Here is a 14,924-nt window from a genome sequence, read left to right as displayed (position 1 = left end):
GTTCACGTGATGGTCGTCTGCGCGCCACGCACCCGGACCGGCCGGGACACCGCGCTCCGTTGTCGTGGGTCGCGTGCTGCTCTCGATCGTCGTCCCGTGTTTCAACGAGGAGGACGTCCTCGCCCGCTTCCATGACCGTGTGACGGCCGAACTCGCCAAGATGGACGGCGAGTTCGAGATCGTGTACGTGGACGACGGAAGCCGGGACGGGACCCTCCCGCTCCTCAGGGAGCTCGCGGCGGGCGACCCGCGCCGGGTCCGCTACGCCTCCTTCAGCCGCAACTTCGGCAAGGAGGCCGCCATGCTGGCGGGCCTCCGGCACGCGGCCGGAGACGCCGTCGTGATCATGGACGCGGACCTCCAGCACCCGCCCGAGCTGGTCCACCGCATGCTCGCGCTGCACGCGGAGGGGTACGACCAGGTCGTCGCCCGCCGCACCCGCGACGGCGACCGCGTCACCCGGACCCTGACGGCCCGCCTCTACTACCGGGCGATCAACCGGCTCGTCGACGTCGAGCTGGTGGACGGCGTCGGCGACTTCCGGCTGCTCTCCCGCCGCACCGTCGACGCGGTCCTCGACCTCGGCGAGTACAACCGCTTCTCCAAGGGCCTGTTCTCCTGGGTCGGCTTCCGCACCACGACCTTCGCGTACGAGAACGCCGTCCGGGAGCAGGGCCGCTCCAAGTGGTCCTTCGGCAAGCTCCTCAACTACGGCCTCGACGGCCTCCTGTCCTTCAACAACAAGCCCCTGCGGGCCGCCGTCCACCTCGGGCTGCTGCTCCTCGTCGTCGCCCTCGGCTATGCGGCCTGGATCGTCGCCGACGCCCTCGCCCACGGCGTCGACACCCCCGGATACGTCACCCTGCTCGTCGCCGTCACCGCCCTCGCCGGCGTCCAGATGGTCATGGTCGGACTGATCGGCGAATACGTCGGCCGCATCTACTACGAGGTGAAGCGGAGGCCGCACTACCTGCTGCAGGAGACGAGCGGTGGTGCGGAACCGGCCGACACCCGGGTGACGGGTGAGTCGTTGTGGGAAACAGTCGCACCGAAGTAGTGGCTCCGGCCCCGGCGACTCCCTACCATCGATCACCGCAAGGTCGTTCAACGTGACGCACGACCAGCCCGGGAGGCTCCTTTGCACCGCCGCACTGCGCTCACCGTCTCCGCCGCGCTCCTCGCCGCGGCCCCCCTGCTCACCGCCTGCGGCAGTGACGCCCACCCAGGAGCGGCGGCCGTCGTCGGGGGCGAACGGATCGAGGTCTCCAGCCTCCAGGCGCAGGTGAAGGACGTGCGCGCCGCGCAGGCCTCCTCCGCGCAGTCCGCCGAGCTGCTCAGGTCCACCGGCGACCTCGGCCGGCAGAAGCTCAACTCCATGATCATCTACCGGATCGTGGAGAAGGTCGCCCAGGACAACGGCGTCACCGCCAGCCGGGCCGACATCCAGCAGACCCGCACCGCCTACACCCGCGAGAACGGCGGCCAGGAGCGGTTCGAGGCCATCCTGCTCCAGCAGCGGGGCGTGGCGCCCGACCAGATCGACGACTTCATCCGCCACGAGGTCCTCATGCTCAAGACGGCCGAGAAGCTCGGCTTCACCGACAGCCCCGAGGGCCAGAAGAAGCGGAGCGACGTCTACTCCGCCGCCTCCAAGGCGCTCGACATCGACGTGAACCCGCGCTACGGCACCTGGGACTCGGAGCGGGGCGGACTGACCGCCGCCACCACCCCCTGGCTCCGCAGGGTCAGCCAGGACCCGGCCGCCGTCCCGACCGGTGCCTGAACCCGGGTAGGTTCGAGGGGTGACTTCTGAGAGCCCCGGCCGCATCGTCCTGCTGACCGCCAGCCACCGCGTGGCGCCCGGAATCCTTTCCTGGCCCGCCTGGCAGGCGCTGCACGGTGCCGACCGGGTGCTCTGCCCCGACGAGGACCACCCCCAGCTGCCGTACCTGCGGGAGGCCGGCGTCGCCGTCGAGCACGTCCGGCCCACCGCCGAGGAGCTCGTGGCGGCCTGCGCCGGCGGCCGGACGGTCCTGCTGCTGCCCTCCGGCGAGGGCGACCGCGCGCTGACCGACGGCCTCGCCCGGCTCGCCGGCTCCGGCCGGTACGCGATGCCCGACCTGGAACTGCTGCCCGGCTCGTACGACCTGCCCGGCGCCCGCCTCCTCGACCTCGTGCAGATCATGGACCGCATCCGGCGCGCCTGCCCCTGGTCCTCGCGGCAGACCCACGAGGGACTCGCCAAGTACGGCATCGAGGAGGCGTACGAACTCGTCGAGGCGATCGAGGACGGCGACCGGGACGCGCTCCGCGAGGAGCTCGGGGACGTCCTCCTCCAGGTCGTCTTCCACGCCCGGATCGCCGAGGAGGACCCGGAGGAGCCGTTCTCCGTGGACGACGTGGCCGCGACGCTCGTCGAGAAGCTGATCCACCGCCACCCTCACGTCTTCGGGGACGAGACCGCCGAGACCCCCGAGGAGGTCAAGGCGCACTGGCTGCGCACCAAGGCGATCGAGAAGCAGCGCGAGTCCGTCACCGACGGCGTGCCGCTCGGCCAGCCGGGCCTCGCGCTGGCCGCGAAGCTGGCGAGCCGGGTGCGGACCGCCGGTCTCGACGTGGAGCTCCCGGCGGGCGAGGGCATCGGGTACGAGCTGCTCGCCCTCGCGGCCGGGGCCGAGGCGTCCGGGGTGGACCCGGAGGCCGCGCTGCGGGCGGCGGCCCGCACCTACCGCGAGGCGATCCGAGCGGCGGAGGGGCTGTGAGCGGGGCGTCGCCGCAGCGGAGGCGGAAGCCGTCCTTCGCCGAGGCGCCGGGCGTGATGGCCCTGATGGTGCTGTTCTTCGGCTGGGAGGCGGCGAGCGGCGGGACCCCGGGGTGGCTGCGCGTCGTCTTCGTGCTGCTCGTGCTGGGGGCGGCCGTGGAACTGGTGCGGTTCGCCGTGTGGCGCTCGCGCACGCGCGCCGGGAGCAGGGACGAGGACCGGGGCTGACGGCCGGCCCGCAGTGGCCCGGCAGCGGGGCCGGTCCCCGGCGCGGGGTCTCGCGGGTGCGGTCCTGAGCCGGTCCCCGGTTCAGCGGTCGTGCGGGGCCCGGGCGTCCGGGTTGTGCCAGAGGGGGGCCGGCGGGCCGAGGAGGCGCTCGGCGGCGGTGCCGGGGCGGGTGGTGAAGCGGCCCACCGGCGGCAGGGTGTCGTGGTGGGTGCGCGCCGGGTCGGTGCCGAGTTCCTCCAGGACCTCGCGGACCTCGGTCACGAAGGCGGGCGGGCCGGCGAGGTAGACGTCGTGGGCCGACCAGTGGACGCAGGCCCGCAGGGCCTGGATCAGCCGCTCGGTCGCCTGGTCGCGGCGCTGGCGGGGCGCGGCCGTGATGTAGGTGACGCTCAGCGCGGGGAGGCGCTCCTTCAGGAGCTCGGCCTCCGCACGCGCGTAGAGGTACTCCTTGGCGCGGGCCACGACGAACAGCCGCCCTTCGAGCGCCGGCTCGTCCGCGGCGGCCTCCTCCAGGAGGGCCTTCACCGGCGCCCAGCCCGTACCGGCGCATATGTACGTGCGGAGTCCGCCCGGCGCCGTCCGGGCGGTGAGGCCGCCGGCGGGGGCGCTGAGCCGCAGGACCTCGCCCGGGCCGGTCTCCTCGACCAGCGCGGTGCTCATCGCGCCGCCGGTGATGCGGCTGACGTGCAGGTCGACGGTGCCGTCCGGGCGGGGCGCGTTGGCGAGGGAGTAGGTGCGCCAGACGCGGGGGACGCGCAGCGAGCTGACGCTGACGTACTGGCCGGGGAGGTACGGGAGGGGCCGGCGCGGGCGGAGGGTGAGGACGGCCAGGTCGTCGCCGTACCGCTGGTGGCGGACGACGTCCGCGTCCCACCAGGGCGGCTCGCCGGCCGCGGCGGACTCGTCGGCGCCGGCCAGCATGAGGTCGGAGACCAGGCCGTAGGCCTCGGTCCACGCCTTCTCGGCCTCCAGGGTCCAGGCGGAACCGGCCGCGTGGGCGAAGGCGGCGAGCAGGCTGCCGCCGACGGCGGCGTACAGCGCGGGGGAGGCGAGGAACTTGCGGTGGTCGCGGCCCAGCTGCCCGAGGTAGGGGCCGAGGCCGGGGTCCTCCAGGTGCGTCACCACATGGGTGAGCGCGGCGAAGAGCCGGTCGCGCTGCGGGAGCATGTCCCCGGGGAACAGCTCGCGCACACCCGGGTTGTTCCAGAACAGGTGCGAGTAGAAGAAGGTGACGGCTTGTTCGGCGCGTCTCTCGACGACGGCGAACGTAGCTCGTAGCAGCTGGGGGTCCACCGTCAAGAATCTAGGGCACGACCTGCACCCCTTGATCACAGGTTCTCCACGAACGTGCCTTTCCGGGGTCGCCCTGTACGGTCGTGGCGTGCGTACGACTCCCGGCCCCGTCCCCGCCCCCGAGCTCTTCACCTGGGAGTTCGCGAGCGATCCCTACCCCGCCTACGCCTGGCTGCGCGAGCACGCGCCCGTGCACCGGACGACGCTGCCCAGCGGGGTCGAGGCCTGGCTGGTGACCCGGTACGCCGACGCCCGGCAGGCGCTGGCGGACCAGCGGCTCTCCAAGAACCCGGCGCACCACGACGAGTCCCCGCACGCGAAGGGGAAGACGGGCATCCCGGGCGAGCGCAAGGCCGAGCTGATGACCCACCTGCTCAACATCGACCCGCCGGACCACACCCGGCTGCGGCGGCTGGTGTCGAAGGCCTTCACCCCGCGCCGGGTCGCCGAGTTCGCGCCGCGGGTGCAGGAGCTGACCGACCGGCTCATCGACTCGTTCGCGGAGCGGGGGAGCGCCGACCTCATCCACGAGTTCGCGTTCCCGCTGCCCATCTACGCGATCTGCGACCTGCTCGGCGTGCCGCCGGAGGACCAGGACGACTTCCGGGACTGGGCCGGGATGATGATCCGGCACGGCGGCGGGCCGCGCGGCGGGGTCGCGCGCTCGGTCAAGAAGATGCGCGGCTATCTCGCGGAGCTGATCCACCGCAAGCGCGAGGAGTCCGGCGAGGACCTCATCTCGGGGCTCATCAAGGCCTCCGACCACGGCGAGCACCTCACCGAGAACGAGGCCGCCGCCATGGCCTTCATCATTCTCTTCGCCGGTTTCGAGACGACCGTGAACCTCATCGGCAACGGGGTCTACCAGCTGCTGCGCCACCCCGGGCAGCGCGAGGGGCTCCAGGCCTCGCTCGCGGCCGGGGAACAGGGGCTCCTGGAGACGGGCGTCGAGGAACTCCTGCGGTTCGACGGGCCGGTGGAGATGGCGACCTGGCGGTACGCGACGCGGGCGCTGACCATCGGCGGGCAGGAGATCCCGGCGGGGGACCCGGTGCTCGTGGTGCTCGCCGCCGCGAACCGGGACCCGGCGCGGTTCGCGGGGCCGGACGTGCTGGACCTCACCCGGCGGGACAACCAGCACCTCGGGTACGGGCACGGCATCCACTACTGCCTGGGCGCGCCGCTCGCGCGCCTGGAGGGGCAGACCGCGCTGGCGACGCTGCTGACTCGCCTGCCGGACCTGCGACTTGCCGTCGACCCGGACGAACTGCGGTGGCGCGGCGGGCTCATCATGCGGGGTTTGCGCACGCTTCCGGTGGAATTCTCCCCTTCCGTACCCCCGCAGTGAACTGACGATTCATCAGAACTGTGATCTTCGCGTGATCCCGGGTCCATCGACTTGTGACGAGCGTTCGAATACGGCTACCTTCACCGCAGTCTTCAGCCGTCACGCGAAAGGCGCTTCTATGCGTTCCGGGAACGGACGACACCGTCGCCCCCGTCAGGCCCCCGCCCTCGTCGTCGCCGCCGGTGTGACCGGATCCGCCATGGCGCTGCCGCTGCTCGCCACGGGATCCGCCTCCGCCGCCGACGCCTCCACCTGGGACCGGGTCGCCGAGTGCGAGTCCGGTGGCCAGTGGAGCGCCAACTTCGGCAACGGCATGTACGGCGGCCTCCAGTTCACCCAGGACAGCTGGGAGCGCAACGGCGGCCTGGCGTACGCGCCCAGCCCCGACCTGGCCAGCCGCGCCCAGCAGATCGCCGTGGCCGAGAAGGCCCTTGCCAAGGGCAGCACGGAGTGGGCCACCTGCGCGCCGATCGCCGGGCTGACGAACGACGGCAAGGACACCGGGGTGGACCCCGGCCCGACCTCCGTCCCGAAGGCGCCCACGGGTCCGGTCGTCGAGTCGAACCGGACCGACGGCCTGCCGTCGGCCTCCGCCAAGGCCGCCGAGAAGGCGAAGGAGGCCACGGCCGTCCCGTCGCCCGTCACGTCCACCACGCCGGGGGCCCCGGACTCCTCGGTCACCCCGGGCGTGCCCGTCACCCCCGGCACGCCGACGACTCCGGGCGCGCCCGACGAGTCCGTTGCGCCCGGTACGTCCGTTTCCCCCGGTGAGACGGAGGGTGGCGCGCCGTCGACCGCGCCGGGATCCGGCAAGCACCGGGGCGAGGCCGCTACGGAGGAAGCCGGCAAGCCGGGCAAGTCGGGCGAATCCGGCAAGCATGCGTCATCCACGGACAAGCCGGCCGATGGCTCCTCCGTGACGCCGACGGCTGACGGAGTGAATAATTCGGGCGCAACGGACAGTCAGGGCACTTCGGACGCGTACACCGTGCAGCCCGGCGACAGCCTCTCCGACATCGCGCAGTCGAACGAACTGCCCGGAGGCTGGACGGCCCTCTATGACGCCAACCGCCAGACGGTGGGCGCCGATCCGGACCTGATCCTGCCTGGTCAGAGCCTTGAACTGACGAAGGATTCGGTCCCGGCCGAGGGGTAGTTCGGGGCGGTGTGTCCGGTTCTGGGCAAGTGAGACATGGGTCTCTTCGCCTCAACTGGCGTGTCCTGTCCGTAACCTTTGCCTCCGTCACCTCTCACCTGCACAAACGCCTCCCACCGGAAGGCAGGTAAGGGCGATATTTCCGCAATCGGCCTCTTTGAACTTCCGGTGGGTCTGTGTCTACGGTCTTAACCGCTCGCCACCGCGGGCCCCGTCGACCGAAACGCCGAATCCTGCCGTCGGTCGATGGGAACAGTCGTCGCGTCAGCGCCGAAGGCAGGAGTGGGGGACCCAAGGTAAGTGCCGGTCCCGGCCGTTGAGACAGACGGCCGAAGACCGGCTTGGGGTGAAGCCGCGTGCTAGGACACGCGGCCGGGCAACTTTCCGGCCCGAACCCGACAGCTCACCTCACAGGCGTCGGTGAGGAGAATCTCCATGCTGTTTTCCGGCAAGGGCAAACACCGTCGTCCCTCCAAGGCCACCCAGGTCGCCACGCTCGTCGGCGTCACCGGTGTCGCCGTCGCCGCCCCGCTGATGACCGCGGGCACCGCGTCGGCCGCCACGGCCTCCGAGTGGGACCGCGTCGCCCAGTGCGAGTCCGGCGGCAACTGGTCCATCAACACCGGCAACGGCTACTACGGCGGCCTGCAGTTCTCGGCCTCCACCTGGGCCGCGTACGGCGGCACCGCCTACGCCCCGACCGCCAACCAGGCCTCGAAGTCCCAGCAGATCACCATCGCCGAGAAGGTCCTCGCGGGCCAGGGCAAGGGTGCGTGGCCGAGCTGCGGCGTGGGCCTCTCCAACACCGCCTACACCGGTGGCACCATCGAGGCCCCCAAGCGCACGGCCACCGAGCCGACCACGCGCAGCGAGAAGCGCCAGGCCCCGAAGAAGGCCACGGCCACCAAGAAGGTCACCTCGGCCAAGAAGGCCACGGCCCGCAAGACCATCACCACCCCGGCCGGCACGACGGTCCAGAAGGGTGACGGCGAGTACCGGGTCGAGGCCGGCGACACGCTCGGCACCATCGCCCAGGAGCACGGCGTCCAGGGCGGCTGGGAGAAGCTCTACGACCTGAACAAGGACGTCGTCGCCGACGCCGACCTCATCTACGTGGGCCAGCAGCTCCACCTGAAGTGAGCCTGACGACCCTCCCGCGGTGACCACCCCGACCCGGCGCGCCTCCCCCCCCCGTGCGCGCCGGGCCGGGGTTCCGTCGTACCGGACGCCTGCGCCTCCACGGGCACCCGCGGAGGGCCTCCAGCGGTTACTGTCCAGTAGATCTGGGGCCCTTCGTCCCCATGTGCGTGCCCTTGGGTCCTTTTTCGTCCCAGGGTGCGGGCGCCCGGCGGGCCTGAGCCCCCGAGGCGGTTAGGCTCTTGTCGCAAGGCCAAGCGACCTGCATCGACCTTGCGTCACATCCAGCGTCACATCCCAGAAGGAGATGCTCGTGCCGTCCATCGACGTCGTCGTAGCCCGGGAAATCCTGGACTCCCGAGGCAACCCCACGGTCGAGGTCGAGGTCGGCCTCGACGACGGCAGCACCGGCCGTGCTGCTGTTCCGTCCGGCGCCTCCACCGGTGCGTTCGAGGCCATCGAGCTTCGCGACGGTGACCCCAACCGCTACCTGGGCAAGGGTGTCGAGAAGGCCGTCCTCGCCGTCATCGAGCAGATCGGCCCGGAGCTCGTCGGCTACGACGCCACCGAGCAGCGGCTGATCGACCAGGCCATGTTCGACCTGGACGCCACCGAGAACAAGGGCTCGCTCGGCGCCAACGCCATCCTCGGCGTCTCGCTCGCCGTGGCGCACGCCGCCTCCGAGGCCAGCGACCTTCCGCTGTTCCGCTACCTCGGCGGCCCGAACGCGCACCTGCTGCCCGTTCCGATGATGAACATCCTCAACGGTGGGTCGCACGCCGACTCCAACGTCGACATCCAGGAGTTCATGATCGCCCCGATCGGCGCGGAGTCCTTCTCCGAGGCCCTTCGCTGGGGTGCCGAGATCTACCACACGCTCAAGGGCGTGCTGAAGCGCAAGGGCCTCTCCACCGGCCTCGGCGACGAGGGCGGCTTCGCCCCGAACCTCGAGTCGAACCGCGCCGCCCTCGACCTCATCGTCGAGGCCATCAAGGAGGCCGGCTACACCCCGGGCTCCGACGTCGCGCTCGCGCTCGACGTCGCCGCGTCCGAGTTCTACAAGGACGGCAAGTACGAGTTCGAGGGCAAGTCCCGCTCGGCCGCCGAGATGACCGAGTACTACGAGGAGCTCGTCGCCGCGTACCCGATGGTCTCCATCGAGGACCCGCTGTTCGAGGACGACTGGGCGGGCTGGAAGGTCCTCACCGACAAGCTGGGCACCAAGGTCCAGATCGTCGGCGACGACCTCTTCGTCACCAACCCGGAGCGCCTCGCCCGCGGCATCGAGGAGGGCACCGCGAACGCCCTCCTGGTCAAGGTCAACCAGATCGGCTCGCTGACCGAGACCCTCGACGCCGTCGAGCTGGCCCAGCGCAACGGCTTCAAGTGCATGATGTCCCACCGCTCCGGCGAGACCGAGGACGTCACCATCGCCGACCTCGCGGTCGCCGTGAACTGCGGCCAGATCAAGACCGGCGCCCCGGCCCGCTCGGACCGCGTCGCCAAGTACAACCAGCTGCTGCGCATCGAGGAGATCCTCGACGACGCCGCGGTCTACGCCGGCCGCAGCGCCTTCCCGCGCTTCAAGGGCTGACACGACCCCAGGGGCCGGCACCGGCCCCGCAGGGCAGCTTCCGGGCCTTTGCATCCGGAGAATTGAACAGGGAGCAAAGGCGTAGCGAAGCGAAGCGTCCCCGTACTCGGTCCCGTACCGTGTGCGGGGACGTCCGCGTGAACAGGGGAGGCGACACGACATGGCCGCGAAGGACCGGGACCGGTTCTCGACCGCGACCCGGATCAGGCTGCTCGGCGAGCAGACCGCCGCCCGTGTCTACCGCTCCCAGACCCGCCGTCAGGCCCGCCGCTCGCGGCTCACCGGCCGCGCGGCCTTCCTCGCCCTCGTCGTCTGCTCCCTCGTCGTGGCGCTCGCCTACCCGATGCGGAGCTACGTCTCCCAGCAGGGCGAGATCGCCGAGCAGGAGCGCAAGGCCGCCGAGGCCGCGCGTCGGGTCGAGGAACTCAGGGACGAGAAGGCCCGGCTCCAGGACCCGGCCTACGTCCGCCGCCTCGCCCGCGAGCACCTGCACTACGTGCTGCCCGGCGAGACCGGCTACACCGTGAACGACCCCGACGCGGAGCAGCGTCCCCGCGCCGACCAGGGGGCGGCCGACCGCCCCTGGTACGACAACCTCTGGGACGGCGTCGACCACGCCGACCGCCCCTGACCCCTCCTCCGCGACACAGCAAGGCAGACATGGAAACGCCCCCTCCGCAGACCGACCGCACCGAGCCCACCGAGCGGGACATCGCCGCCTTCGAGCTGCAGCTCGGCCGGCCGCCCCGCGGCCTGCGCGCCATCGCGCACCGCTGCCCGTGCGGCAACCCGGACGTCGTCGAGACCGCGCCCCGGCTCCCCGACGGCACCCCGTTCCCGACGACGTACTACCTGACCTGCCCCCGGGCGGCCTCCGCCATCGGCACCCTGGAGGCCAACGGGGTCATGAAGGAGATGCAGGCCCGGCTCGCCACCGACCCGGAGCTCGCCGCCGCCTACCGGGCCGCGCACGAGGACTACATCGCCCGCCGTGACGCCATCGACGTCCTGGAGGGCTTCCCGAGCGCCGGCGGCATGCCGGACCGGGTCAAGTGCCTGCACGTCCTCGTCGGCCACTCGCTGGCCGCCGGGCCCGGCGTGAACCCCTTCGGCGACGAGGCCCTCGCGATGCTGCCGGAGTGGTGGGCCAAGGGCCCCTGCGTGACCCCGTGCGCCGACGGGGAAGAGAAGGAGTCGGCGGAATGACCAGGGTCGCCGGAATCGACTGCGGTACGAACTCCATCCGCCTGCTCGTCGCCGACGTCGACCCGGAGACGGGCGACCTCGTCGAGCTGGACCGGCGGATGAAGATCGTCCGGCTCGGCCAGGGCGTCGACAAGACGGGCCGGCTCGCCCCGGAGGCCCTGGAGCGGACCTTCGCGGCCTGCCGCGAGTACGCCGGGGTCATCAAGGGGCTGGGGGCCGAGCGGCTCCGCTTCGTCGCCACCTCCGCCTCGCGCGACGCCGAGAACCGCCACGAGTTCGTGGACGGGGTCGTGGAGATCCTGGGCGTCGAGCCCGAGGTGATCACCGGCGACCAGGAGGCCGAGTTCTCCTTCATCGGCGCCACCGGCGAGCTGCACGGCTCGGAGAAGTACCTCGTCTTCGACCTCGGGGGCGGCTCCACCGAGTTCGTCATCGGCAACAAGACGGTCGAGGCCGCCCGCTCGGTCGACATCGGCTGCGTCCGGCTCACCGAGCGGCACGTCCGCCACGACCCGCCGACCGCAGAGGAGGTCGAGGCGATCCGCGCCGACGTGCGGGCCGCGCTCGACCTGGCCGCCGAGACCGTGCCGATCGACACCGCCGAGACCCTCGTCGGGCTCGCCGGCACGGTCACCACGGTCGCCGGGATCGTGCACGGGCACTCCGAGTACGACTCGGCGAAGATCCACCACAGCCGGATCTCGGCCGAGCAGATCGCCGAGGTGACCGAGCGGCTCCTCGCCTCCACCCACGACGAGCGGGCCGCGATCCCCGTCATGCACCCCGGCCGGGTCGACGTGATCATCGCCGGGGCGCTCGTCCTGCGGGAGATCGTCGAGCGCGTCGGGGCCCGCGAGGTCGTCGTCAGCGAGCACGACATCCTCGATGGGATCGCCCTATCCGTGGCATAGCGGGCACCTATCGAGCCTTCCGGCGACATCCCGTCGGGAAAGTTCGTGAAGTTCTTCACAAGGAAAAGGGTCCTGATGGCGCCGGAGGAGGGTCTTTAGCCCCTCCGGGGGGCGTCTCAGGGCCCTTTCGCAGGTCCGGGGCGTGGTTCGCTCGCTGTTTCCATCGTGTGAACGCACCCGGCGGTTCAGCGTTAACGGGCGCTCTCCAGGCCAGTTCACAAGGGGTGAACAACGTTCGCCCTTGCACCTCGGTTCCTTTGCAGCACCATGACATGGATCACGTGGGCGGCGGAGTGTAGCAGAGGTGTCCCCGGACCTTGTGAAGGGGCGCACGAGCACCCCCCTCCAGAGGGGTGGATACTCGATCCCATGAGCACCACGGAGCGTCCCAGGATCCTCGTAGTAGGCGGCGGGTACGTAGGCCTGTACGCAGCTCGGCGCATCCTCAAGAAGATGCGCTATGCGGAAGCGACCGTCACGGTCGTCGACCCGCGGTCGTACATGACCTACCAGCCCTTCCTCCCCGAAGCCGCCGCCGGCAGCATCTCGCCGCGTCACGTCGTCGTCCCGTTGCGACGCGTCGTCCGCGGAGCCGAGGTGCTCACCGGCCGGGTCACCACCATCGACCAGGACCGCAAGGTCGCCACGATCGCGCCGCTCGTCGGCGAGGCGTACGAGCTGCCGTTCGACTTCCTGGTCATCGCCATGGGCGCGGTCTCCCGCACCTTCCCGATCCCCGGTCTCGCCGAGCAGGGCATCGGCATGAAGGGCATCGAGGAGGCCATCGGCCTGCGCAACCACGTCCTCGAGCAGCTCGACAAGGCCGACTCGACCACCGACGAGGAGGTCCGCCGCAAGGCGCTGACCTTCGTCTTCGTCGGCGGCGGCTTCGCCGGCGCCGAGACGATCGGCGAGGTCGAGGACATGGCCCGCGACGCCGCGAAGTACTACCAGAACGTGTCGCGCGAGGACATGCGCTTCGTCCTGGTCGACGCGGCCGACAAGATCCTCCCCGAGGTGGGCCCCAAGCTCGGCCAGTACGGCAAGGAGCACCTGGAGTCCCGCGGGATCGAGATCTACCTCGAGACCTCCATGGACTCCTGCGTCGACGGCCACGTCGTGCTGAAGAACGGCCTCGAGGTCGACTCCAACACGATCGTGTGGACCGCCGGCGTGAAGCCGAACCCGGCGCTCTCCCGCTTCGGTCTGCCGCTCGGCCCCCGCGGCCACGTGGACTGCAACGAGAAGCTCCAGATCAACGGCCTCGACTACGCCTGGGCCGCGGGCGACAACGCCCAGGTCCCGGACATGGTCGGCCGCCGGGCGGGCAACCCGAACGCCTGGTGCCCGCCGAACGCCCAGCACGCCCTGCGCCAGGCCAAGGTCCTCGGCGACAACGTGGTGGCCGGCATGCGCGGCTTCCCGCAGAAGGAGTACAGCCACGCCAACAAGGGCGCGGTGGCCGGACTCGGTCTGCACAAGGGCGTCGCCATGATCGTCATGGGCAAGGTGAAGATCAAGCTCAAGGGCCGTCTCGCCTGGTACATGCACCGTGGCTACCACGGCATGGCGATGCCGACCTGGAACCGCAAGATCCGCGTCTTCGCCGACTGGACCCTCGCCATGTTCCTCAAGCGCGAGGTCGTCTCGCTCGGCGCCATGGAGACGCCGCGCGAGGAGTTCTACGAGGCCGCCAAGCCCGCTCCCGCGCCGGCCGCCCCGGTCCAGGAGAAGGCCAAGGCCTCGTAAGACCGCAGCACCCGCAGTACAGGCAGTACGAGCAGTACAGGCAGTACACGCAAGGCCGTAAAAGGGCCGTCCGCCATCCGTGGTGCGGACGGCCCTTCGCGTGTTTTGCCGACTCGTTGCGCTGTGGTGGGACTGGAAACGCCTACGGACGGTGTTCCCTTGGTGACGAGCATTTCTGGGGCACGAGATCACGGAGGTGTGCACCATGGCAGACGCCGCGTCGCGGCTGACGACCCTAGCCGAGGAACTCCTCGGAGGCCCGCTCCCGGTCCGACTGCGAGCCTGGGACGGCAGCGAAGCCGGTCCCGCCGGCGGCCCCGTCCTGATCGTCCGCGACCGCCGCGCGCTGCGGAGGATGATCTGGAAGCCCGGCGAACTGGGCCTGGCCCGCGCCTGGGTGGCGGGCGAGCTCGACGTCGAGGGCGACCTGTACGGCGCCCTGGACCGGCTCTCCGGCCTCCTGTGGGAGCGCCCGGAGGAGACCAGGAGCCTGCTCGACTCCGCACGCGACCCCCGGCTCCGCGCCGCCGCCGGCGCCCTGCTGCGGCTCGCCGGGCCCCTGCCGCCGCCGAAGCCGCCGGCCGAGGAGGTGCGCGGCCGCAGCGGCAGCCGGCACAGCAAGCGCCGGGACAAGCAGGCGATCAGTCACCACTACGACGTGGGCAACGACTTCTACGCACTGGTCCTCGGCCCGTCGATGGTCTACTCGTGCGCCTACTGGACCGGGGACGGGACCCTGGAGGACGCCCAGCGCGACAAGCTGGACCTCATCGCCCGCAAGCTGAACCTCAAGGAGGGCGACCGGCTCCTCGACGTGGGCTGCGGCTGGGGCTCCATGGCGATCCACGCGGCCCGCGAGTACGGCGCCCGGGTCGTCGGCGTCACGCTCTCCCGCGAACAGGCCGCCTACGCCCGCAAGCGGATCGCCGAGGAGGGCCTCACCGACCTCGTCGAGATCCGCGTCCAGGACTACCGGGACGTCCCCGACGGCCCGTACGACGCGATCTCCTCGATCGGCATGGCCGAGCACGTCGGCGCCGAGCGGTACCGGGAGTACGCCGACACGCTGTACGGGCTCCTCAAGCCCGGCGGGCGGCTCCTCAACCACCAGATCTCCCGCCGCCCCGAACCCGACGAGGCGGCCTACGAGATCGACCCCTTCATCGACGCGTACGTCTTCCCCGACGGCGAACTCGCCCCCATGGGCCGCACCCTGTCCACCCTGGAGGACGCCGGCTTCGAGGTCCGGGACGTCGAGGCGATCCGCGAGCACTACGCGCTGACGCTGCGCCGCTGGGTGGCCAACCTGGAGCGCGACTGGGACCGGGCGGTCCGGCTCATCTCGCCCGGCCGGGCGCGCATCTGGCGGCTCTACATGGCGGCCTCGGCCGTCTCCTTCGAACGCAACAGGATCGGTGTGAACCAGTTCCTCGCCGTGAAGACCCCGGTGTCGGGGAAGAGCGGCACGGCGCTGCGGCTGCGGGTCTGGGACGAGCGGGCCTGACCCCCCTCGTGCACGCGCGAAGGGCCGGCCTCCCCGG

At 71.3% G+C, this 14,924-nt stretch carries 14 protein-coding genes, 1 pseudogene and 1 riboswitch; of the genes and pseudogenes, 14 read left to right on the top strand and 1 reads right to left on the bottom strand.

Translation table 11 applies throughout. The annotated features are described in order from the left end of the window. The first annotated feature begins 73 nt into the window (after window positions 1–73). The 4 genes from ACIQFX_RS23640 (at window position 74) to ACIQFX_RS23625 (ending at window position 2,989) form a co-directional block, all read left to right on the top strand. The gene (locus ACIQFX_RS23640) at window positions 74–1,057 is read left to right on the top strand and encodes a glycosyltransferase family 2 protein (protein WP_402466685.1); all 984 of its coding nucleotides are present in this window, start codon (window positions 74–76) and stop codon (window positions 1,055–1,057) included. A gap of 81 nt (window positions 1,058–1,138) precedes the next feature. Beyond that, a complete protein-coding gene (locus ACIQFX_RS23635; protein ID WP_402466682.1) occupies window positions 1,139–1,783 on the top strand; it encodes a SurA N-terminal domain-containing protein in 645 nt (214 codons plus the stop codon). Between the two features lie 19 nt (window positions 1,784–1,802). After that, window positions 1,803–2,762, top strand: a complete 960-nt coding sequence (locus ACIQFX_RS23630) for a nucleoside triphosphate pyrophosphohydrolase (RefSeq protein ID WP_402466679.1) — start codon at window positions 1,803–1,805, stop codon at window positions 2,760–2,762. Further along, on the top strand, window positions 2,759–2,989 hold the full coding sequence (locus tag ACIQFX_RS23625) for a hypothetical protein (RefSeq protein ID WP_402466677.1): 231 nt from the start codon (window positions 2,759–2,761) through the stop codon (window positions 2,987–2,989). The genes ACIQFX_RS23630 and ACIQFX_RS23625 overlap by 4 nt, the downstream gene beginning before the upstream one ends. An 81-nt stretch (window positions 2,990–3,070) precedes the next feature. Here ACIQFX_RS23625 and ACIQFX_RS23620 read toward each other — a convergent pair whose 3' ends face one another. Next, window positions 3,071–4,282, bottom strand: a complete 1,212-nt coding sequence (locus ACIQFX_RS23620; RefSeq protein WP_402466675.1) for a globin domain-containing protein — start codon at window positions 4,280–4,282, stop codon at window positions 3,071–3,073. Window positions 4,283–4,370: 88 nt separating this feature from the next. Here ACIQFX_RS23620 and ACIQFX_RS23615 point away from each other — a divergent pair, with 88 nt between their 5' ends. From ACIQFX_RS23615 to ACIQFX_RS23570, 10 genes and pseudogenes are all read left to right on the top strand, one after another. Further along, window positions 4,371–5,630 (top strand): cytochrome P450, encoded by a 1,260-nt coding sequence (locus ACIQFX_RS23615; protein ID WP_402466672.1) that lies wholly within the window; start codon window positions 4,371–4,373, stop codon window positions 5,628–5,630. 118 nt (window positions 5,631–5,748) lie between these two features. After that, window positions 5,749–6,786: a transglycosylase family protein gene (locus ACIQFX_RS23610; protein ID WP_402466670.1), complete on the top strand. Its 1,038-nt coding sequence runs from the start codon at window positions 5,749–5,751 to the stop codon at window positions 6,784–6,786. 258 nt (window positions 6,787–7,044) lie between these two features. Continuing rightward, a riboswitch (cyclic di-AMP (ydaO/yuaA leader) is annotated at window positions 7,045–7,218 on the top strand. Between the two features lie 3 nt (window positions 7,219–7,221). After that, a pseudogene (locus tag ACIQFX_RS23605) lies at window positions 7,222–7,617 on the top strand (transglycosylase family protein); the annotation flags it as partial. Beyond that, window positions 7,612–7,926, top strand: a complete 315-nt coding sequence (locus tag ACIQFX_RS23600; protein ID WP_402467389.1) for a LysM peptidoglycan-binding domain-containing protein — start codon at window positions 7,612–7,614, stop codon at window positions 7,924–7,926. The pseudogene ACIQFX_RS23605 and the gene ACIQFX_RS23600, both read left to right, overlap by 6 nt. A 304-nt stretch (window positions 7,927–8,230) precedes the next feature. Further along, window positions 8,231–9,517: a phosphopyruvate hydratase gene (gene eno, locus ACIQFX_RS23595; protein WP_402466668.1), complete on the top strand. Its 1,287-nt coding sequence runs from the start codon at window positions 8,231–8,233 to the stop codon at window positions 9,515–9,517. 160 nt (window positions 9,518–9,677) lie between these two features. After that, window positions 9,678–10,148, top strand: a complete 471-nt coding sequence (locus ACIQFX_RS23590; RefSeq protein ID WP_402466665.1) for a septum formation initiator family protein — start codon at window positions 9,678–9,680, stop codon at window positions 10,146–10,148. Window positions 10,149–10,177: 29 nt separating this feature from the next. Continuing rightward, entirely contained in the window at window positions 10,178–10,723 is a 546-nt protein-coding gene (locus ACIQFX_RS23585; protein WP_402466663.1) for a DUF501 domain-containing protein, read from the top strand. Then, window positions 10,720–11,634: an exopolyphosphatase gene (locus tag ACIQFX_RS23580; RefSeq protein WP_402466660.1), complete on the top strand. Its 915-nt coding sequence runs from the start codon at window positions 10,720–10,722 to the stop codon at window positions 11,632–11,634. The genes ACIQFX_RS23585 and ACIQFX_RS23580 overlap by 4 nt, the downstream gene beginning before the upstream one ends. Before the next feature lie 369 nt (window positions 11,635–12,003). Then, window positions 12,004–13,383 (top strand): NAD(P)/FAD-dependent oxidoreductase, encoded by a 1,380-nt coding sequence (locus ACIQFX_RS23575; protein ID WP_402466658.1) that lies wholly within the window; start codon window positions 12,004–12,006, stop codon window positions 13,381–13,383. A gap of 205 nt (window positions 13,384–13,588) precedes the next feature. Beyond that, on the top strand, window positions 13,589–14,887 hold the full coding sequence (locus tag ACIQFX_RS23570) for a class I SAM-dependent methyltransferase (RefSeq protein ID WP_402466655.1): 1,299 nt from the start codon (window positions 13,589–13,591) through the stop codon (window positions 14,885–14,887). Window positions 14,888–14,924: the final 37 nt, after the last annotated feature.

It is taken from the genome of Streptomyces sp. NPDC093089 (genome assembly GCF_044754405.1).
Lineage (GTDB): Bacteria > Actinomycetota > Actinomycetes > Streptomycetales > Streptomycetaceae > Streptomyces.
The sequence above is the reverse complement of the archived record's forward strand: the minus strand, read 5'-3'. Positions and strand labels throughout refer to the sequence as shown.